Below are 20,559 nucleotides of genomic sequence, written 5' to 3' on the forward strand. Positions count from 1 at the left end.
CTGCCTCCGAGTCTGCAGGCCTGGGGGCAGGCCCGCCCATGAACACGGAAAGGTGAAGAGTGAAGATGAGCACGACAACAACCACAGGCCCGGTGCCCGCTCCCGCCAGCCAGGCCGCCGACCCGCTGGCGGCCTACCGCATCGAGGAAGAGCCCTTCTACCGCCCCTCGGGCCGCGAGGTCCAGCTCTACCGCCAGGCCTACCAGCACCGCATGCCGCTCATCCTCAAGGGCCCCACGGGCTGCGGCAAGACGCGCTTTGTGGAGTACATGGCGTGGGCGCTCAAGCGCCCCCTGGTCACGCTGGCCTGCAACGAGGACATGACGGCCTCCGACCTGGTGGGCCGCTACCTGCTGGATGCCGCCGGCACGGCCTGGCACGACGGCCCGCTGACCCTGGCCGTGCGCCACGGCGGCATCTGCTACCTGGACGAAGTGGTGGAGGCCCGCCAGGACACCACGGTCGTCATCCACCCGCTGACCGACGCGCGCCGCACCCTGCCGCTGGACAAGAAGGGCGAGGTGGTCCACGCGCACCCCGACTTCCAGCTGGTGGTTTCCTACAACCCCGGCTACCAGAGCAGCGCCAAGGACATGAAGCCATCGACCCGCCAGCGCTTCGCGGCGCTGGACTTCGACTATCCGGCGCCCGAGATCGAGGCGGACATCGTGGCCCACGAGACCGGCATTGCCCCGGCCACCGCTCGCAGCCTGGTCAGTCTGGCGCGCAGCACGCGCGAACTGCGCCACCGGGGCCTGGACGAAGGCGCCTCCACCCGCATGCTGATCTACGCGGGCCTGCTGATGCGCGACGGCATGCCGGTGCATGACAGCTGCGACATGACCATCACCAGCGCCCTGACCGACGACCCCGACACCGCCGCTGCGCTGCGCCAGCTGGTCGAAGCAGAGTTCGGCGCCTGAGGGCCGCGCGCCATGGCCATCATCTCCGTTGCCTTGCCCGAAGAGTCCCGCCTGCTGCACACGCTGGGCCTGCTGGCCAGCGGCCTGGCGCGCCGGCCTGTCGCCGTGCAGGCGCTGGCCAGGGCGCCGGCCAGTGCCCCGGCGCCGGGCCAGGCCCACGCCCTGCCTCCGCGCGCCGTGCTGATCAGCCAGCCTGCCCGGCTGCTGATTCCCGCCAACTTGCCCATTCAGGCACACCTGCACGCAGCAACGATGGCCCATGCCGCAGCCCATCTGCGCTTTTCACCGGCAGGCCAGGACAGCAGCGCCCTCAAGCCCATGGGCCAGGCCGTGGTGGCCGCACTGGAAGATGCGCGCGTGGAACGGCTGCTGTGCCTGCAGCACCCCGGCGTGCGCCGCTGGTTCGAGGCCTGCATCGCGCCCGAGCCCGACCCATCCGACCTGGGCTTTGCCGCCTTCATGGCCCGGCTGGACCGCATGCTGCTGTGGCCAGAGCGCATGGACGGCAACCACTGGATCCACAAGGCCCGCGACCTCTTCGAGAACACCGCCACGCGCCACGGGCTGGAGGACTACGCCGCATTCCGGGCCATTGCGTCCATCCTGGCCAACGACCTGGGACAGATGCGCGTGCGCATGGACCCGCAGCACCATGCCGTGCCCAGCATCTACCGTGATGACAATAGCTATCTCTGGCAGCATCCGGACTCGCCCCAGGGCGAGGAAGACACACTCGCGCTGCAGCAGTCCGCTGCGCGCGCGGCCCCTCCTCCATCGGCCGGCGCCGGACAGCAGTCCGATGCACAGGAAGGCCAGTCGCTGGACCTAGGCCTGGAACTGTCGCGCCACAGCTATCCCGAATGGGACCGCAGGTCGGAGCGCCTGAAGACGGACTGGTGCACCGTCATCGACACCCTGCCCGCATGGCAGGCCGAGGCTTTGGCCGGGAAAGGCTCCCAGGCCGGCAGACAGACACTGCCGCCCCTGCCGCTGCCACCCGCACGCCAGCTGGACCGGCGCCAGCGCCTGCGCCGCCAGTGGGAAGGCGACGACCTGGACTTCAATGCCGCCATCGAGGTCCAGGTGGACCGCCGCCTGAACCTGCGACCGGAACCTCGCCTTTTCATGCGGGCCGGCAAAGGCCCGCGCCCCACCAGCCTGCTGGTGCTGATGGACGCTTCCGAATCGGTCAACACGCCCGGCCCCCAAGGCGCCAGCCTGCTGGAGCTGGAGAAACAGGCGGCCCTCATGCTGGCCGAATCGCGCGCAGGCCACAGGACCGGCGTGGACCGCCTGGCCATCCACGCCTTCTCGTCCAACACGCGCGCCGAAGTCCGCTACCTGCGCCTGCTGGACTTCGGCCAACCCTTTGCCGCAGCAGCGGCCACCCGGTTGCAGGCACTGCAGGGCCGCCATTCCACCCGCCTGGGCGCAGCCCTGCGCCACGCCAGCAGCCTGCTGGCAGCGGAGCCTGCTGGCCAGCGCCATCTGCTGGTGATCACCGACGGCGCACCCGCCGACATCGACGTGCATGACGATCGCTACCTGATCGAAGACGCGCGCCATGCCGTGCAGCAGGCCCGCGCCGCAGGCATACGCATCAGTTGCCTGGCCGTGGACAGCCAGGCAGACGGCTATGTGCGCCATATCTTTGGCGGGCGCAACTACGGCATTGCCGACGACGCACGGCATCTGCCAAGGCGGCTGTCCCAGATGGGCGCAAGGCTCGCAGCCGGCCGCTGACCACGGCAAGCGCCACGGAAATCTCGATTAACCTGAAGCCTGCAAAGAACGCACGCCAGCACTTGGCACAGAAGGAACCCATGAACGACCCCGTCAGAGTCGGCATTCTTTACTCGGCCACCGGCACCACATCGACCATCGGCCAGTCCCAGCTGCAGGGCGCGCAGCTGGCCATCGACGAAATCAACGAGGCGGGCGGCCTGCTGGGGCGTGAACTGGTCGCAGTGCGCTACGACCCGGCCTCCACGCCGGCCCGCTATGCGGCCCTGGCCGAGCAGCTCATCGTGCGCGACGGCATCAACGTCATCTTCGGCTGCTACATGTCCAGCAGCCGCAAGGCCGTCATCCCCATCGTCGAGAAATGGAACAAGCTGCTGTTCTATCCCACGCTCTACGAAGGCTTCGAGTTCTCGGGCAATGTCATCTACACGGGCGCCGCGCCCAACCAGAACAGCGTGCAACTGGCCGACTACATGACCAGCAGCTTCGGCGCGCGGGTCTACCTCATCGGATCGGACTACATCTACCCCTATGAGTCCAACCGCATCATGGGCGAACTGGTCATGCAGCACCCGGGCAGCGACAAGCTGGGCGAACACTACCTGCCGCTGGACGCCACCGAGCGCGACTACGCGGCCATCATGCAGGACATCCGCGCCAGGCAGCCGGACTTCATCTTCTCCACCGTGGTCGGCGACTCCACCGCCAGCCTCTACCGCGCCTATGCCGATGCGGGTTTCAACCCGCAGACCATGCCGATTGCCAGCCTCACCACCTCCGAGGCCGAGATCGCCCAGATGGGCGCCGATGTGGCGGCCGGCCACTTCACGGCCGCGCCCTACTTCCAGTCCATCGATTCGCCGGCCAATGCGCGCTGCCTGGCCCGGCTACGCCAGCGCCTGGGCGACGACTGCCGGCCCAACCTGTGCTGGGAGGCCGCCTACTTTCAGATGCACCTGTTCGCCAACGCCTTCCGCCAGGCCGGCAGTGACCGCATAGGCGAGCTGCTGCCCCATCTGCTGGGCAGCGAATTCGACGCACCCCAGGGCCGCATCCGGCTGGATCCCGACAACCACCACACCTGGCTGCACCCGCGCGTGGGCCGCGCCAATGCACAGGGCGGCTTCACCATCGTGCGCCAGGCCACCCGGGCCGTCTCGCCCGACCCCTACCTGGTCACCCACTCCCTGGGCGACTGGACCGCCAGCCTCGGTGCCCTGGAGAACTGAGCGTGGATGCCGCCCCCAACAAGGACACCGGCAGCGCTGCCACAGGCCGGCCACTGCTGGAAAGAAAGCCGCTGCTGCGTGCCACCTCGCCCCAACTGAAGGAACTGCGCCAGCTGCGCATTGCCGTCGTCCACCCCGACGACGCGGACGGCCGCCTGCTGGCCCAGCAGCTGCAGCGCATAGGCTGCCAGGTCCAGGCCATCTGGCCGCCCCAGCCCAGCCTGCCCGAGGGCACGGACGTGGTCTTCCTGGCCGTGCGCCCCGATCACCTGCAGTTGAACTACGCCTGGACCCAGGGCGAGGGAGAGAGCCCGCCCACCGCCATCGCCGTGGTCAACTACGAGAACCCCACCATCGTCTCCGCCGTGCTGGAGCTGCAGGTGCAAGCCATCCTGCCCTCGCCCATCCGCTCCTTCGGCCTGCTGTCCACATTGGTGCTGGCGCGCAGAAACCACAAGGAATCACGCCAGCAGCAGCAGCGCATCGCCAAGCTCCAGGCCAAGCTGCTGGGCCAGCGCCGCGTGGCCGAAGCCAAGGCCATCCTCATGCAGACCCACCACATCAACGAAGACCAGGCCTACGAAATGATCCGCGCCCAGGCCATGAGCCGGCGCAGCTCGGTGGAGGAGATTGCCCAGGCCATCGTCCATGCGAGCGAAATACTGTCGCTGGGCAAGGGCGTGGGCGGGTAAATCACGCAGGACTCCTGCCGCCAACAGCCATGGCTTGACCCCGGTGAACCAGGGTCCTCTTTTTTGAACGCATGCAGCGTGTGAAGAAAAAATGGCTCCCGATGCGGAGCACGCAGGGCTTGTGAAATACTTTGATCAATAGTTACCCACCAAACCGCCCACATATGTGAATGTCACTCTCGTTCGATGAGAATCTGATAATGGATTATCAAAATCAATTACTTTGTCAAATTTTGCATCTATTGCAAAATCGGACGACTCTCAGATTAGCATTTCATACTTAAGCATTGACGTGTTGGGCGTCAACAATAAACCATAGTATCGCGAGGCATAAAATGATAGAAGGCGGATGGTGGAAAGCCTATACCAAAAATGGCCGGTATATAGGACTGATTGAAGGAGATGAATTCATAGTCGGAGACACGAGAATTTTATACAGAATAAGCAACAGCAAACTATATTCCACAGAAGTACCACCTTCACATATAGCTGACATATCAGAAAAACAAGCAATTACATCCAACGGTGAAATTCTGCTGAAGTTCTTCAAGACGAGCAGAGAGCGAAAACCATTAACAACTTGATCAAATCAATACCAAAACAATTACAAAATCTCAAAAATCATCAAACAGCCGAGGCCATGGCACGAATCGGCAATTTCCGGCCAAGATCAACACGCAATTGCATTCTGCGTATCAAGTCTGTCGTCAAAACTCGACCTGCCGTAAGCAATACCAAACCTTCCCTCGATACGAAGTCTTGAGCCAATATCATTCCTGGCCTGAGCTCCGAACAGGGAACATAAAGTGGGGCTGGGTCGGCAACGGGGGTTGCCTGTATCAAAATCTGCAAGAAAGCATCGACAACCTCTGGATCAAATTGTGTTCCTCTACCATGCGAAATGAGGGTTCTTGCCTCTGCACAATTTAGGGGCTTGCTGCTTAAATGCCCTATCATCAGGTCATCGTAAAAATCAGCAACCGCTATTATCCGAGCTCCTATTGGAATATCCTTCCCTTTCAGGCCATCAGGGAAACCTACCCCGTCGAATCGCTCATGGTGGGACCTGACGAGAGTAGCGACCGGGTGCGCATCGTCTATCGGCAGAAGCAACTGTTCTCCCAAGCTGCTGTGATTCCTATATTTTTCCAGCTCTTCATGACTCAAGCTTGGGACGGGCTTGTTCAACATCCCGTCGGCAAGAGTAATATGGGCAATATCATGAATGAGCGCAGCAACAAAAGAATTCTGCTGATCTTCTTCGCTTAGCTGCATAATATTTGCGGTTCGGCGGGTCAGGTCCGCAACGCGTCTAGAATGCCCTGCAAGCAGCCCACCCCGCCACTCAAGAAGATTGGAAAACATCCGGATAGCTGCGACGAAATTCTTCTTAAGCTTCCTATGCGCCTCCAACAGTTCGTCGTCATGCTCATGGGCAGTAAGCTCAACAGTTGCATTTAATTCTGCCAGCTCCTTCGTCAGCGCTTTATTTTTCTGATCCAGACGGATATTCTCATGGCGTGTGATTTTCTGATCGTTTAATTGATCAATAGCATCCAAAAATTGCTCACTATTCCAAGGTTTTACTATGTGACGGTACAAACCCATCAAACGACCAATGCCTTTCGGAATCACAGTTCTGCCGTATTCCGAAAGAAAAATCACAAACAGGTCAGGAAACTGTCCAACAAGGCTCTCCAACCACTGTCCGCCATCCTTGTCAAGCACATGCGTATTGCATATCAACAAGTCAATTCGTCCACCAGAAAACTCCGCCAATGCTTCTGGCGAGCTTGCTGCCATCCGCAGATCATATCCAGCCTGACCAAGCAACAGGTTTAACCCTGCAAAGTCCTCCACCTCCGGGTCAATCAACAACGCCTGCAACCGCGATTGCTGTGCAAATGATTCTTGTTTCTCTTCTGCATTCATTTGGCATGCCTCCAATTGCATTATTCGATGCGTCGATCGATGAGTCTCAAGAATATGACATCGAAAGGCATTGGCGAAGATAGTAATTATTTACTAGCATCACGCAATTGAAGATCAAATTCATTTAAGTCTTCTCATTAAATTACAAGCAGTTACAGCAAGCAGCCTCGCGCAATGGATGATTTTTGCGTCAGTGATGCCACTGGCTTGGAAGGCCGAGCCGGATGCACGCATCGCGGAAATGATGGAAACAGAAAAGGCCGGTGCGGTGGAAGAGGTTCGCGCCCTGATTCAAGACTGCCAGTTGACCGAGCAGAACGTGTTCCCTGCCAGCGGCTCCAAGGCGAAGAGCTTCGTGGCCATGCCCAGATTCCGCGCCCCCCCGAGACAGGTGCTACCCGGATCGGCCGCAGCAAGCCGCCGAACTGGATCAACGGCAAGAACGACAGGCAATTCCTGATCGAAAAGGCCAAAAGTTAGGCGGCGTGCAGCCGATACACCAAGCAAGGAGGTGCGCGCCAAGTCTAGGCGGCGCCTCAAGCCCCCGGGGTGCGTGCGCGCCAGGGGCTTTTTCTTTGGAGATTGACCCTTCCGAACTGGACAGTGAGCTTGGAGGCCTGGAGGTCAGCCAGCGAGCCGCCTGCCCGCTTGTGTGCGGTGATGATTCCCATTGAGTGCTCAGAGTTGAACAAAAAGGAAAACGGGGTTGGATGGCGAAGAGTCAGGCAACGACGACGGAGCAAAAAACCCCAATCAGATCAATGACAAACGTAGAAAATCAAGCACCTGCCAGCATGTGGCGCATGTCCGTTGCGCCCATGATGGACTGGATTGATTTAAAAAAAAATCATCATCTGACAGCAACTTAGGGGAATATTCTCACCCTTCTGTAGCAACTATGCAGCATTGCTCGCTCAGTTGCGCTTCTAGTTGTGCGTAGATCCGGCGGTCTGAATGTACCGACCGATGAGGGGGCAGACCTGCCAAGCTCTGAAGCCTTTGAGCAGAAAGGCGTATCGCCCAATCGGGGAGTACTACCTGCTCATCAAGCTGCGACCAACGGATTAAAAGTCCGATCCACCGAAAAAGACACAAGAAAAAAATCCTTCCACATCAACCACTTGCACCGATAGCCACGCTTCTGTTGTTTTCGAAATCATGCCTTTTTTACCCAATTTCAGCCTACTTTGGGCAGGTTTTTGTCATAGCGCGGCGCCTCATCATCAATGCTGCACTTCACATTGTCAGCCCACCCTGGGCAGCCTCTGCGATGCGAGCGCCTTGGCCTCAGGACTTGTGGCGAAAGCCACATGTACGCAAGCTGAGTCGTGGAGTGGAAGTAGCACTCTTGAACAGACAGCTCACTCAAGCAGCGTGCAAATCGATGACTCAACATTCGCCGATTTTCTCGGCTGCAGAGGCATACCCGCGGATTTGATATAGCACAATAGGCACACACACCAGCAACACAGGAAATTATGTCAAGGCTGCTTTACCACGCTCCTGATACGCAGGATCAAGAATCGCCCTTTGATCGTGCCATCGTGCAGGTCATCAGAGATCAGGACGTAAAGATCGTTAGCCCTTACATCAGCCTCGAGTACCTACAGCGAATAATTCATATGGCCCGCTCTTGGCGTTTGGTGTCAGATGTACTTGAGTGGCTTTCAGCGACACCTAGACGCGAGCGAGATTTGGTCTACGACTTCCTTGCAAAACATGATGGCCTTATACACCACTACCCCGCCATCCATGCCAAGACCGTGCTCAGCGGTGTAGCCGCATATACGGGCTCCGCTAACCTTACCCATGCAGGGGTGCTGCGTCGCACAGAATTCGGAGTCCTGTTAACTGATCTTCTGCAAGTCCAGGAGATTCATGATTGGTTCGATGCAATCTGGCTGCAGACATCTCCTCCCCCGCTGCACAGCGTGGTGAAGTTGATAGCCGAACTCAACAGCATTACCAATCAGTCCATACTAAACACTTCTACACGCCCAGCTCAGATAGACTCCACCGCCCGTCGTGTACGTGCACGTCTTGTAAATGTTCTCGGTCACAAGCCCATCTCTATTAAACTACGCCGGGAAATGCAAGACACAAAGACAACGCGTGCATTTCCCCCCCTCGCGGCCGAACTGCTGATACCAGCCAAACCTAATAAATCCACAGAGCCAATTCAATATGACAAAACACCTGTTGTTCATAATATAGTTTTGGTCCCCTCCCATGCAATTGCACCGTCCATACCCGCCCCGGCACTGAACATCCGGGTTCATTCTGACGCTCCACAACTGGCACCCGCTTGGCCACACATGGCAGCACCGCCAGCATTCGACATCGAGAGCGAGATAAAATTCTTCGTTGATAGGAATGCTGACACTGGTTTTACTTTCATCCAAGCCCATACTGCAATGCGCAGTCTAGCTAGGGGCTTGCGGATGCGTGAAACCTACCTAGCCTTGCTTGAATGGTGTGCTTCACATCCCAGATCCATATTTTCCGAAGATGCTGTCCATAGACTGGTATACATCAACGGTCGCTTTATCCAAAGTAAAGAAGCTGAACTGCAACGTGCTCTGGAGCCCATGGATCGCCTAGTTTCACGGATTTTAGACACTCTATCTTTCAACGGACCTACACAGTGGTCGAGCGATCAAGTCCGCCAGAGCACGCCCCCTGCAGTCTTCAAAAAGGTTGTGTCAGGCATGGTGCACGCTGGCTTCGTTCATACCACTGGCGGCCTGCGCCTCATCCCTACCGCGAACTGGAGTCAACGCCTGAAACTGCTGAAGCTCGCGTATAGGAGCTGGAGTGCACGAATTGGTGCATACGAGGTGGACCTAGCGAGACAGCGTGCTCTGGGGAAGCAATCAGCCCCAGGCTCCACCGGCCAAAAGTACTCAAAGAGAGATACCCTAGTGGTTGAGGCCGTCACCATAAACCAAATTCCGGACGGACAAGAAACGCCATCTGATACCAAAGTGGAGCGATTAGCACAGTTTGACAAGGTTTTCGCTCATTTAGCGTGGCTCTATGTCACAAAGGGCGAGATCATAGAATCGAAAATGGATAGTTTAGTCATTGATTTGATGGACGTATCAAAACTAAGACCATCTGAGATTAAACTATTAATTTCTGGCACCTACACTCTTCTGCGCAGTCCCTTTGCGGTCATGCAGACGAGCTATAAGAACAAGTTGAGAATATATCACGATCTTCTCGATAATACGCATCTTCACGAATATCCGAATACGCGGCAGATAATCGAGAAATCAACAACACTGAGAGACCTTACGATTTCACCAAAGCCGTTGCATTTACCTCTACTCGATGAGACCGACAAGCTTCAATTAACAGCAAAGCGTGTCAAGCGTATAACACATTCGCAAGCCGACGATGCGTACGCACTGATCTGTGAGTACATTTACGAGCACTTTGATCTTCAACAGTTACCGATGAGTAGGAGAAGCATTCTCCGTTTGCTTTCAAACACTGGGATAGATCCAGACGTGATCAATAAATTGCTATTTGCATCAAGAGAAACCCGACTTAACCTCTTTACTCTCATCCACTACGGGACAGACAGCATTTTTCTTCGTCTAAATCATATTAAACTTGCTGCATTCCCAACCACAAAGCACTATCTCGAGACACAGGTCTGGGCAAAAAAATTATTTCACTATTGGTTACCAAGCCAGACATCTGAAACTAACGCCTTAAAAAATCATGGAATTTCAACACTCGTAAAGTTAAAAAACAAAGCCAGTGAACGAGACAAGATTTACGCGCTAATACTTCGAAAAGTGGTCAATTCCATACCATCAAATTCTAGATTCAAGACTTACAGTGATCTAATAAATGCATTAAATGTCAATACAGCACATCATTTCACCATAGGGTATTTACTCGGTATCATGCAGGCGCCCAAATCGCCGCTACTAACCTTCAGAAAGGATGAAGTTGGCTGCTACCTAAAACTCGAACCCGACGCTTTACCTTTATATCAAAAATGTTATAAATTCATCAAACAAATGTTTGATGGAGAGATCAAGAGCCACCCATGGCTACTGAACCAGAGCAATTCCCCTTGGATTAGTTCATTGTTCGGCATTTCGATTAAATCCGAACAATCCACCTCAACGGCGCAGCCCATACAAATCAAAGGTAAATCACTATCCCTAAACAAGCTCACTTTTGATAAAAACATCTTATCAACCGCAGCTTCAACATCAACAGCAATTTCTCGCGAAACACTCCCTCCTATGGTATGGAAGGACAAGACATACCTCAAACTCGATACCATTTTCACAGATATTGCGCAACTATTTTCCACTTACGGAAACCCCATCAAGAACTCCGTCACTGATGACAATGGAGAACTAGTGCAATTGATGGCTCTGAAAAAGTATGAATTAGCCAATAATGTCCGCAATAATGCGCAAGAAGTTATTCAACCAGTCCTATCTCTGCGTATACAACATATATCAAACACTGAAATTGAGCTAGTCATTTATAAAAGCTACCGAGAATATAAGGATAATTTTCCGAAGCTACAGCGTCTCCTTTACGTCACAAAGCTCAAACTTCGTGAAGTATGAAGTTTTAGATAATTTTCTCCATCGCAATCAATAAATAATACCAATATCAAAGATCTATTCATTATCAATAGATACCAGCTCGAAAAACTACGATGTAAACTCCAAAATATTTATCAAGTAAAAGACATCTTTTAGATCACAATCCGAATGTTTTACTGAGAAAGATATTTACGAGTAGGTAGCAGCAGTAAAAAATCGATCGTTTGCTTTTTATTACTCCTTACGTACATAACTAAGCATATTCTGAACGCCCCGGTTCAACTGTCGCATTGACAGCTCAATTTCCAGATTGATGGCCTTGATTTGGTCGCGCTTGTCAGGGGAATCCCCAGCCTGCACCGTCCGGCGGAACTTGCGGAGGTCAGAGATCTTCTTGTCCAGCGCTTTCGCTGCGCCATGAGCCCTGGCCAGAGGTACATCAGCCAGAACCGAATCGGCGTCCTCGCCCCGCCGTACCCGGGCTTTGAACTCGTTCTCGCTGATGTTGATCCGCTTGAGGTTCTCGTAGTAGGCGTTGCTCTGGCCGTTGGCGCCGCGTGTGTTGCGCGACATGCGGCCGCCCGTGTTGACGCCGGCACGCGCCTGGTCGATGTACAGCTCATCGGTGTAGAAGCGCTGGCCTTCTTCCTTGCCTTCCAGCACATCGTCGCCTTCGACAGGCGCCACGCGCAGCTCGGCCAGCAGGTCATAGCTGATCAGGTCGCCGGCTTCGGATTCCAGATCCGTCAGCAGTTGGAGAGGGGTCTTGGCGCCCTGGCCCACGGCCGCGAAACGCTTGCCGAAGTACGAGGCCTGCGACACATCGAGTGCCAGGTTGCCGGAAAAGCGCTTGACGGCGCGGGGGCTGTTCACGCCCACCACTGTTTTGCCCATAGGAGTGCTCCTGTGTGGTAGCGAGCACTCCAGCGCCCCAGTTGAAAAATGTTCCAGCCCTCAAGATGGCAGGCTTGGTACGGGCCGCAGCGCGGCCGGTGTCTTTTTGACGGTGGTTTCAGGGGCTGCCAGAACGACCATTCGCGCGGCCTGCCCCTTCTTGTATTCCAGCTGGATGCGGGCGCCGCCCACCTCCAACACATCGCCCATGCGCAGCTCAACGAAGATGCGGCGCGCGTCGGGGGTAGAGGAAGTGGGCGGCATGCCGGCGGTGTCAGCCCAGGCGGTTGTAGCGATCACGCTTTTCCTCGGACATGGCGGCCAGCGCGCGCTCATAGGCAAGGCCCTCCAGCTTGTCCAGCTCGGCGAACTCGTCGCTCACGGGATCGGCATCGCCCGCGCCGCCGGGCACGTCGGCCAGGTTGGTGACCACGGCCGAGGCGTCAGGCTTGCGCCGCACGTCCGCCGGCTTCTTTGTCGTGGCAATGCCATGCAGGGCCACCACGCAGCGGTGCCCTTCCTCCAGGAACCAGCGCATGGGCTTGTGCTCGTTTCCGGGCGCCGCGCCCAGCGCGCGCACCATGGCATCCAGGTCTGCCTGCTTGGCCGCGTCCTTGCGGTAGTCCACGATGCCCAGTTCTGCGCTCTTGGCCGCTTCCTCGAAGAAGCCGTTGATGGTGGCCGTCCAGGCCTGGTGCGTGGACTGCTGCTGCATCTCGGCCGACACCGTGGCGCGCGTCTTCATGTCGCGCAGCTGGTCGCGCTCGTCCTGCAGGCGGTCCAGTTCCGCGTCCAGTTAGGTCTGCTCCAGCTCGCCCTCGTTGAACTTGGCGCGGGCGGCGGCCACGGCATCCTTGTTGGCCTTCACTTGGGCGTCGTAGTCGGCGGGCAGCTCTGCATGGTAGCCGCCGGCCTGCTGCGCAGTCTGCGGATTCGGTGCCGGTGCGTCGGTCGGCTGCGTGGCATCGGTGGGTTCTGCGGGCGCTGCAGCGGGCGCAGCGGTGGTTTCAGTGGGCTCGGTGGGCGTGCTGGGCTCGGGCTTGCCCTTGCCCGCGTCAGCCGCGTCGTCGTCGCCCTCTTCTTCCTCTTGCGCATCGAGGGGGCCGCGACCCAGGGCAGCCAGCGCTGCAGCGTTGTCTTCCTCGGGGTCGTAGTCGTTGTCGTCGGCTTCCATGGCCTCACGCTCGGCGTCGGACAGGAGGCGCAGGTTGTCGTCGTTCAAGCTCATGTGCGTCCTTACGTGGTTTGAATCACGGCAGGTTGGCAGGCTTGGTACGAGTGGGGAACATCGTGAAAAATCCGCCGGCAACCATCCTTACCCAACGACGCTGGCCATTTGCACAGAGAAATCAGCGATAGGAAAATATACTTTTTATTACTAAAATCACTGGGTGCTACTCTAGCCATTGACAGCAACGAGTGCATGCAAGCTATGTTTTTTCGAGACTTAATCGCAATAATTGAGAAGAATTTCTCAATAGTAAGAGCATTCTTCCAAATCTAAAACCAGGTAATTAGCTATGGCCTACATGATAAAAATTCCGCAAAAAATACGGCTCTTACCTTGGTTTCTTCGAGCGATCGCCGTTTTTTTCTTGCAATTGTTCATGTTGGCAGCTTCGTCCCATGCGGCGGCGCCAGTTATCACCAACCCCGTCACAGGAAGCACGCTACCGACCATCGCCGTAGGACAGTCCATGAGCATCACCATATCGTCCACAGGGGGCACAATGCCTTTGGACATGTGGGTAGAGTGTGACGCAAACGACCCAGACTATGACGGAGTGACGCCTTGCCTCCCGCCAGGGCTCATACTGGACGCTTCGCCAGGCTCGGCGACCACGCTCTTGCATGGCACCCCCACCACAGCCGGAGCGTATACCTTCAGCATCACTCTGAATGACGGCCACAACGACGGTGGTGTGGCCACGTATCACCTGTTGGTCACCAGTTCCGCTGTGCCCATGCTGACGAACGTCTCCCCCAACAGCGGCAGTACCGCCGGCAGCACCTCGGTCACGCTCACAGGTACCAATCTGACGGGCGCCACTGCAGTCAGCTTCGGAGGTACAGCTGCCTTGGGCTACACCGTCAACAACGCCACCACAATTACGGCCACCACGCCGGCCCACGCTGCAGGCGCTGTGAATGTTGCGGTCATTACGCCTGGCGGTTCGGCCACTCTTACCAATGGATATACCTACAACGTGCCAGCGCCTGTTGCAGGGGCAGTGAGCGCCACGGTCGCAGCCAACAGCAGCGCCAACCCCATCACACTGAGCCTCAGTGGCGGCACCGCCACCAGCGTGGCAGTCGCCAGCGCAGCCAGCCACGGCACTGCCACGGCCAGCGGAACCAGCGTCACTTACACACCCACGGCTGGTTACTCGGGCCCGGACAGCTTCACCTATACCGCCACCAATACCACAGGCACCTCCAGCCCGGCCACGGTGTCCATCACGGTCAGTGCCCCGATCCTTGCCATAGCCCCGGCCAGCCTGCCCAACGGCTTCGTCAATTTCCCCTACAACGCCACCGTTTCGGCATCAGGGGGGACCGCGCCCTACACCTATGCCATTACCGCTGGAAGTCTTGTTCCCGGACTGGCCCTGAATACCTCCACCGGATTGATCAGCGGCACGCCCTTCGCCAGTGGCACCGCCAACCTGACCATTACCGCCACAGATGCCAACAGTGCCACGGGATCAAGAGCCTACACATTCGTGATCGCACCCCAGGCGCCTGTCGCTGGACCAGTAAGCGCCACAGTAGCCGCCAACAGCAGTTCCAATCCCATCACGCTGAATCTCAGCGGCGGCGCTGCTGTCAGTGTGGCGGTCGCAAGCGCAGCCAGCCACGGCACTGCCACGGCCAGCGGGACCAGCATCACTTACACACCCACGGCAGGCTACTCAGGCCCGGACAGCCTCACCTATTCCGCCACCAATGCCACAGGCACTTCCAGCCCGGCCACGGTATCCGTCACCGTCAGCGCTCCGACAATTGCGCTAACTCCTACCAGCCTGCCCAACGGCACAACCGGCTCAAGCTACAGCACCACCGTGTCTGCCTCCGGTGGCATGGCGCCCTACTCCTACACCATTACCGCCGGCACTCTTCCCATCGGGTTGAGCCTGACCGTCTCTACCGGAGTGATCAGCGGCACGCCCTCCTCCAGTGGTACTACCAACCTGACCATCACGGCCACAGATGCCAACAGTGCCACGGGATCAAGAGCCTATACATTGGCAATCAATCCCCAAGCGCCCGTCGCCGGCGCCGTCAGCGCCACGGTTGCTGCCAACAGCAGTGCCAACCCCATCACACTGAACCTTAGCGGCGGCGCCGCCACTAGCGTGGCCATCGCCAGCGCAGCCAGCCACGGCACTGCCACGGCCAGCGGGACCAGCGTCACTTACACACCGACAACCGGTTACTCAGGCCCGGACAGCTTCACCTACACCGCCACCAATACCAGCGGCACATCCAGCCCGGCCACGGTATCCATCACCGTCAGTGCCCCGACTTTGGCGGTAGCGCCGGCTTCCCTGAACGCGGGGCTCCAAGGGACTACATATAGCGCGACGGTCAGCGCGTCGGGTGGCACCGCTCCCTACAGCTACACCATCAGCTCAGGCAGCCTTCCAGCAGGTATGTCCCTCAATACATCGACGGGCACCATCAGCGGAACCCCTTCCTCCAGCGGCACCAGCAGCTTTACAGTGACGGCCACGGATGCCAACGGCGCCACAGGCTCACGGGCCTATTCAGTAGCTGTGACAGCACCGGTCGCCGAAACCGTACCGCTGCCCGGCAACGCAGGCAGTGCGTCCGTACTGGTCACCAGCACCCAGGCGGGTTGCACGGTGTCCCCCGGAACCCTTCGCATCAGTGCGTCGGGCATTCCCAGTGCACCGGCGAATGCATCCTTCCCAGTGGGTGCGCTGTTCTTCAGTACCACCGGCTGCGCAGGCGCCAAGCTCCAGGTGCAGGTGGACTACCCGGCCGGCAGCCTGGCGGGGTTGACGATGCAAAAATATGGCCCCCACGGCCAGCCGCCCATGCAGGTCGGCTGGTTCACGCCGCCGGACCTGGCTGTCAATGGCAATTCGGTGAGCTACAGCGTCACGGATGACGGCGAGGGCGACAACGAGACCACCGTGCCGGGCGTGATCACGGATCCTTTCGCGCCCATGTTGCTGGCGGCACCTGCAGCCTCGCACGCAATTCCCACGATTTCTGAATGGGGCCTCATCGTGTTGTCGGCGCTGATGTCAATTTTCGGACTGGCAAGAATGCGGCGACGACAAGTCTGAGACACAAGCCACCTCCGGGTGGCTTTTCCTTTTGCCCGCCCGCGCGCTCGTCAACGCGACGTGTTGGGCCAGGAATCACTCATCAGGGCTGCATCAGTTGCATGCCCATCAGCCTTTGCTGCCATATCCGCATACGCTGCGCGGCAGTCTTCAAATACGACTCCGAGGGCAGTGGCGTACTCAAGGACGGCGGCGGGGGGAGCGTTGGCAAGTCGGCGGGCAGCATCTGCGGATTGCTCGCGCAGGCTGCAAGAGACAATGCGCAGGTCATCAAGCTCACGGCGCAGCAGCGCCTCACGGGTTCGGGCGGCATTCAGCGCCTCCTGGTAGTTGGTGTTGATGGACTGCTCTGCGCGGCGCACTCGGGCGTCGGCCGCGCGCTGGGCTGTGCTGACAGCCAGCTTTTCGCCTGCAGCTGCAGTGCGGGCCTCGGCCAGGTCAGCGCCCAGGCGGGCGCCCTGTTAGCTCCAGGCCAAGAAGGCCGCCAGACTGGCGGCGACCAGATGGGTGATGGAGCGCACGCTCATTGCTGTACGTCCAATGCTTGCGGCATACCGCTTCAACGTGGCCCAGCTTTCATGCAATGTGAACTGGGCAACCTCCTGAATGCTGTATCCCTTCTCGAAAAGCCTGCTCGTCGCCTCATGGCGCAAGTCGTGGAAGTGAAGATCCTCGATACCAAGGACATGGCAAGCACGCGTGAATGCGGCTCCGACTGATCTGTTGTTGTAGGGGAAGACGAATTCCGCCCCTCTTCCCTCGACTGGCTTTTGATGATGTCGGCTGCCGCATTGAGCACCCGAAAGCATCGCCGGTTACCCTTCTTCATGCGGGGGTGCTTCACATCATCCAGCCACGCTACCCCCTTCTCAAAATCCACATCGACCCAATGCAGACGGCATATCTCTTCCTGGCGTCGCGCCGTAAGCAGCGCGAACTGCATGATGTCGCGCATGGGAATAGATGCCCTGCCGTCGCGGCTGGCGAAGTGCTCCAGCAGCCTAGCCTCTTCCTCGGGCAGCAACCGGCGCGAGCGCTGAGCCGGCTTGGCGATCACGCGCGTGCGCAGCAGCTCGGACTTGGCACGGTCCAGCACCTGCAGCGGCGCATCGACGCCGCGCGCGGCCGAAGCATGCAGGAAGACCTGGCGCAGCCACACCATGTCATTGAGCACGGTGGCGGGGCCGGCCTCGTCTTCCGTGCGCCGCTTCTTGGTGTCGCCCATCAGATCCTGCACCGTGAGCTTGGTGGCCTGGAGGTCAGCCAGGCCAGAGGCCTGCAGGCGTGCGATGTCGGCCTTTTTGCTACGGCCCCACTCAGTCACGTTTTCGGCCGCACTGACATAATCCCGCAGTGGCTCCCCCACTGAAATTTTCTTGTGCACAGCCTGGCAGGAAGCGCGCTCATGGTCCATTTCGTACTTGCGCCTGCGCAGCCACTCGTTGGCCAGCACTTTCCGACGGTAGGTCTGGCTTTCGCGGTGGACGAACGTGCCGTTCTCCATCAGCCGGATCTGTGCGGTGCAGGCAAGCGAGCAAGCAAGCCGTGTGCGCGCTTGCGTGAAGTGATGCTCCCATCTGTTTTGCTACAGGTGAAGGATGTAGCAAAGCCAGCGAGAAAATCAGCAAAAACGGGGTTGAATGGCGAAGAATCAGGCAACGACGCCAGAGCAAAAAACCCAATCAGATCAATGATAAACGTAGAAAATCAAGCACCTGCCAGCATGTGGCGCATGTCCGTTGCGCCCATGATGGACTGGACCGACAAACATTGCCGCTACCTGCACCGGCTTCTGAGCCGCCACACCTTGCTCTACACAGAGATGGTGACGACGGGCGCGTTGCTGCACGGTGATGTGCCGCGGCATCTGCGGTTCGAGGCCGAGGAGCATCCGGTGGCGCTGCAGCTCGGTGGCAGCGAGCCTTCCGATCTGGCGCAGGCCGCGCGGCTGGGGGCGCAGTGGGGGTATGACGAGATCAACCTCAATTGCGGCTGCCCCAGCGAGCGAGTACAGCGCGGCGCGTTTGGCGCCTGCCTGATGAACGAGGCGCCGTTGGTGGCCGATTGCGTGAAGGCGATGGTCGATGTAGTGGATATGCCTGTCACGGTGAAGCACCGCATCGGCATCGACAAGGATGAGAGCTACGAGTTCGTGCGCGATTTCGTGGGCACGGTGGCGGATGCGGGCTGCCGCGTGTTCATCGTGCATGCCCGCAATGCCTGGCTCAAGGGCCTGTCGCCCAAGGAAAATCGCGAGATCCCGCCGCTGCGCTACGAGATCGTGGCCCGGCTCAAGCAGGATTTTCCGGAACTGACCATTGCCATCAACGGCGGCATCAAGGCCGATGCCACGGTGCAAGAGCTTCTGCAGCAGGTCGATGGCGTGATGGTGGGCCGCGAGGCCTATCACAACCCCTGGTGGCTGGCCTCGTGGGATGCGCTTTACTACGGCGATGCGAGCGTGGAGCACACACGCGAGTCCATCGAGGAGCAGATGGTGGCGTATATGGAGCGCGAGGCGCGCACGCACGGCACGCACTGGTACTCCATCGCGCGGCATATGTTGGGGTTGCGCAACGGGCTGGCGGGGGCGCGCCGCTGGCGCCAGGTGTGGAGCAATCACCAGTTCAAGCAATTGCCGCCTTCAGAGGTGATGCGGCTTGCGCGCACCAAACCGGCCGAGGCGGCGCTTGCCGCCTAGCGCGGGGCACTGCATTGCACGATGGCCAGGGCTGAGGCGGCCGCTCGTCCAGGCCTATCGGTAAAAACTATCACTTACGCGACAGCATCAAAGGGGTTTTACTACCAATTTTCTTAGCTTGCTGCTGATATATTGCACTGCAACATATCCAAACAACCCCTTGTATCCATGCTCTATCAGCTCTACGAAATCCAGCGCGCCATGGTCGAGCCCTTTGCCGATTTCGCGCAAGCTGCAGCCAAGCTCTACAGCAACCCCCACTCGTTGCTGAGCCAAGGTCCGATGTCCCAGCGCATGGCCGCCGGGTTCGATCTGTTCTACCGCCTTGGCAAGGATTACGAGAAGCCCGAATTCAACCTGCACAGTGTGGATGTGGGCGGCGTTGACGTGACCATCCGCGAGCGCGTCGAAGTGGACAAGCCGTTTTGCGAGCTGCGCCGCTTCAAGCGCTTCTCCGACGACACCGATACGCTGCAGACCATGCTGAGCCAGCCCGTGGTGCTGATCGTGGCGCCGCTGTCGGGCCACTACGCCACGCTGCTGCGCGATACGGTGCAAAGCATGCTGGGCGGCCACAAGGTCTACATCACCGACTGGAAGAACGCCCGCCTGGTGCCCCTGGCCGATGGCGAGTTCCACCTCGACGACTACGTGAACTATGTGCAGGAGTTCATCCGCTACCTGCAGGGCAAGTACGGCCAGTGCCACGTGGTCAGCGTGTGCCAGCCCACGGTGCCGGTGCTGGCTGCCGTGTCGCTGATGGCCAGCCGTGGCGAGACGCCTCCGCTGTCCATGACCATGATGGGCGGCCCCATCGACGCACGCCGCTCGCCGACCTCGGTGAACAACCTGGCGCAGAACCGCAGCTTCGAGTGGTTCGAGAACAATGTGATCTACCGCGTGCCCGAAGGCTATCCGGGCGTGGGTCGCCGCGTGTACCCCGGCTTCCTGCAGTACTCGGGCTTCGTGGCCATGAATCCGGACCGCCACGCCAATAGCCACTACGACTACTTCAAGGACCTGATCAAGGGTGACGACGCCAGCGCCGAGCATCACCGCAAGTTCTATGACGAGTACAACGCCGTGCTCGACATGGATGCCGACTACTACCTCGAGACCATCGCCACGGTGTTCCAGGACTACAAGCTGGTCCATGGCACCTGGGAAGTGCGTTCGCCCGAAGGCCAGGCCGAGCTGGTTCGCCCGCAGGACATCAAGGGCAGCGCCCTGCTGACCGTCGAAGGCGAGCTGGACGACATCTCCGGCTCGGGCCAGACGCGCGCAGCGCACGATCTGTGCACGGGCATCGCGGCAGAGCAGCGCAAGCACCTTGAAGTGCCGGGCGCCGGACACTACGGGATTTTCAGCGGCAGGCGCTGGAGAGAGATCGTCTACCCCCAGGTGCGCGATTTCATCAGTGCCCACCAGCCCGAAAGCGCCACGGCCGCCAGCGCGGCAGGTCACACCAGCAGCCTGAGCGATGACGCGCCCTCGGCCACCGAGCAGCCGCGCAAGCGCGGTGCCAAGGTGCAGGCAGGCTGAGCACCGA

14 protein-coding genes and 2 pseudogenes are annotated in these 20,559 nt (G+C 58.8%); 9 read left to right on the forward strand and 7 right to left on the reverse strand.

Annotation, left to right across the window (positions count from 1 at the left end; genetic code table 11):
• Positions 1 to 65 precede the first annotated feature (65 nt).
• The 4 genes from DELCS14_RS15685 (at position 66) to DELCS14_RS15700 (ending at position 4,587) form a co-directional block, all read left to right on the forward strand.
• Positions 66 to 923, forward strand: a complete 858-nt coding sequence (locus DELCS14_RS15685; protein ID WP_013802525.1) for a CbbQ/NirQ/NorQ/GpvN family protein — start codon at positions 66 to 68, stop codon at positions 921 to 923.
• 12 nt (positions 924 to 935) lie between these two features.
• Complete coding sequence (locus tag DELCS14_RS15690) at positions 936 to 2,666, forward strand: VWA domain-containing protein (RefSeq protein WP_013802526.1); 1,731 nt, start codon at positions 936 to 938, stop codon at positions 2,664 to 2,666.
• Between the two features lie 80 nt (positions 2,667 to 2,746).
• Positions 2,747 to 3,895 (forward strand): transporter substrate-binding domain-containing protein, encoded by a 1,149-nt coding sequence (locus DELCS14_RS15695; RefSeq protein ID WP_013802527.1) that lies wholly within the window; start codon positions 2,747 to 2,749, stop codon positions 3,893 to 3,895.
• 2 nt (positions 3,896 to 3,897) lie between these two features.
• Positions 3,898 to 4,587, forward strand: a complete 690-nt coding sequence (locus DELCS14_RS15700) for an ANTAR domain-containing protein (RefSeq protein ID WP_013802528.1) — start codon at positions 3,898 to 3,900, stop codon at positions 4,585 to 4,587.
• A gap of 624 nt (positions 4,588 to 5,211) precedes the next feature.
• On the opposite strand, the gene DELCS14_RS15705 is transcribed toward DELCS14_RS15700, so the two are convergent.
• The gene (locus DELCS14_RS15705) at positions 5,212 to 6,519 is read right to left on the reverse strand and encodes an HD domain-containing phosphohydrolase (protein ID WP_013802529.1); all 1,308 of its coding nucleotides are present in this window, start codon (positions 6,517 to 6,519) and stop codon (positions 5,212 to 5,214) included.
• 196 nt (positions 6,520 to 6,715) lie between these two features.
• Here DELCS14_RS15705 and DELCS14_RS29535 point away from each other — a divergent pair.
• A pseudogene (locus DELCS14_RS29535) lies at positions 6,716 to 6,999 on the forward strand (H-NS family nucleoid-associated regulatory protein).
• A 998-nt stretch (positions 7,000 to 7,997) separates the two neighbouring features.
• Entirely contained in the window at positions 7,998 to 11,120 is a 3,123-nt protein-coding gene (locus tag DELCS14_RS30615) for a phospholipase D-like domain-containing protein (RefSeq protein ID WP_013802530.1), read from the forward strand.
• Between the two features lie 213 nt (positions 11,121 to 11,333).
• Here DELCS14_RS30615 and DELCS14_RS31255 read toward each other — a convergent pair whose 3' ends face one another.
• The 4 genes from DELCS14_RS31255 to DELCS14_RS31265 are packed head-to-tail and all read right to left on the reverse strand — an operon-like array spanning position 11,334 to position 13,221.
• Positions 11,334 to 11,993, reverse strand: a complete 660-nt coding sequence (locus DELCS14_RS31255; protein WP_013802531.1) for a DUF4043 family protein — start codon at positions 11,991 to 11,993, stop codon at positions 11,334 to 11,336.
• A gap of 60 nt (positions 11,994 to 12,053) precedes the next feature.
• Positions 12,054 to 12,293, reverse strand: a complete 240-nt coding sequence (locus tag DELCS14_RS15715) for a hypothetical protein (RefSeq protein WP_228676760.1) — start codon at positions 12,291 to 12,293, stop codon at positions 12,054 to 12,056.
• Entirely contained in the window at positions 12,268 to 12,738 is a 471-nt protein-coding gene (locus DELCS14_RS31260) for a hypothetical protein (RefSeq protein WP_013802533.1), read from the reverse strand. Before DELCS14_RS31260 ends, DELCS14_RS15715 begins: the two co-directional genes overlap by 26 nt.
• A gap of 51 nt (positions 12,739 to 12,789) precedes the next feature.
• Positions 12,790 to 13,221: a hypothetical protein gene (locus DELCS14_RS31265; protein WP_013802534.1), complete on the reverse strand. Its 432-nt coding sequence runs from the start codon at positions 13,219 to 13,221 to the stop codon at positions 12,790 to 12,792.
• Positions 13,222 to 13,600: 379 nt separating this feature from the next.
• Here DELCS14_RS31265 and DELCS14_RS15725 point away from each other — a divergent pair, with 379 nt between their 5' ends.
• On the forward strand, positions 13,601 to 16,309 hold the full coding sequence (locus tag DELCS14_RS15725) for an IPTL-CTERM sorting domain-containing protein (RefSeq protein ID WP_343299542.1): 2,709 nt from the start codon (positions 13,601 to 13,603) through the stop codon (positions 16,307 to 16,309).
• A gap of 50 nt (positions 16,310 to 16,359) precedes the next feature.
• Here the strand turns inward: DELCS14_RS15725 and DELCS14_RS30320 are convergent, their stop codons facing one another.
• The gene (locus tag DELCS14_RS30320; protein WP_228676761.1) at positions 16,360 to 16,671 is read right to left on the reverse strand and encodes a hypothetical protein; all 312 of its coding nucleotides are present in this window, start codon (positions 16,669 to 16,671) and stop codon (positions 16,360 to 16,362) included.
• Between the two features lie 99 nt (positions 16,672 to 16,770).
• Positions 16,771 to 17,813 (reverse strand): annotated as a pseudogene (locus tag DELCS14_RS31465) (site-specific integrase).
• Between the two features lie 186 nt (positions 17,814 to 17,999).
• On the opposite strand from DELCS14_RS31465, the gene dusA reads away from it, so the two are divergent.
• Complete coding sequence (dusA, locus tag DELCS14_RS15740; RefSeq protein WP_083829093.1) at positions 18,000 to 19,010, forward strand: tRNA dihydrouridine(20/20a) synthase DusA; 1,011 nt, start codon at positions 18,000 to 18,002, stop codon at positions 19,008 to 19,010.
• Between the two features lie 168 nt (positions 19,011 to 19,178).
• Complete coding sequence (gene phaZ, locus DELCS14_RS15745; RefSeq protein ID WP_013802539.1) at positions 19,179 to 20,552, forward strand: polyhydroxyalkanoate depolymerase; 1,374 nt, start codon at positions 19,179 to 19,181, stop codon at positions 20,550 to 20,552.
• Positions 20,553 to 20,559: the final 7 nt, after the last annotated feature.

Origin of the sequence: Delftia sp. Cs1-4 (assembly GCF_000214395.1) — a bacterium.
GTDB lineage: Bacteria > Pseudomonadota > Gammaproteobacteria > Burkholderiales > Burkholderiaceae_C > Comamonas > Comamonas acidovorans.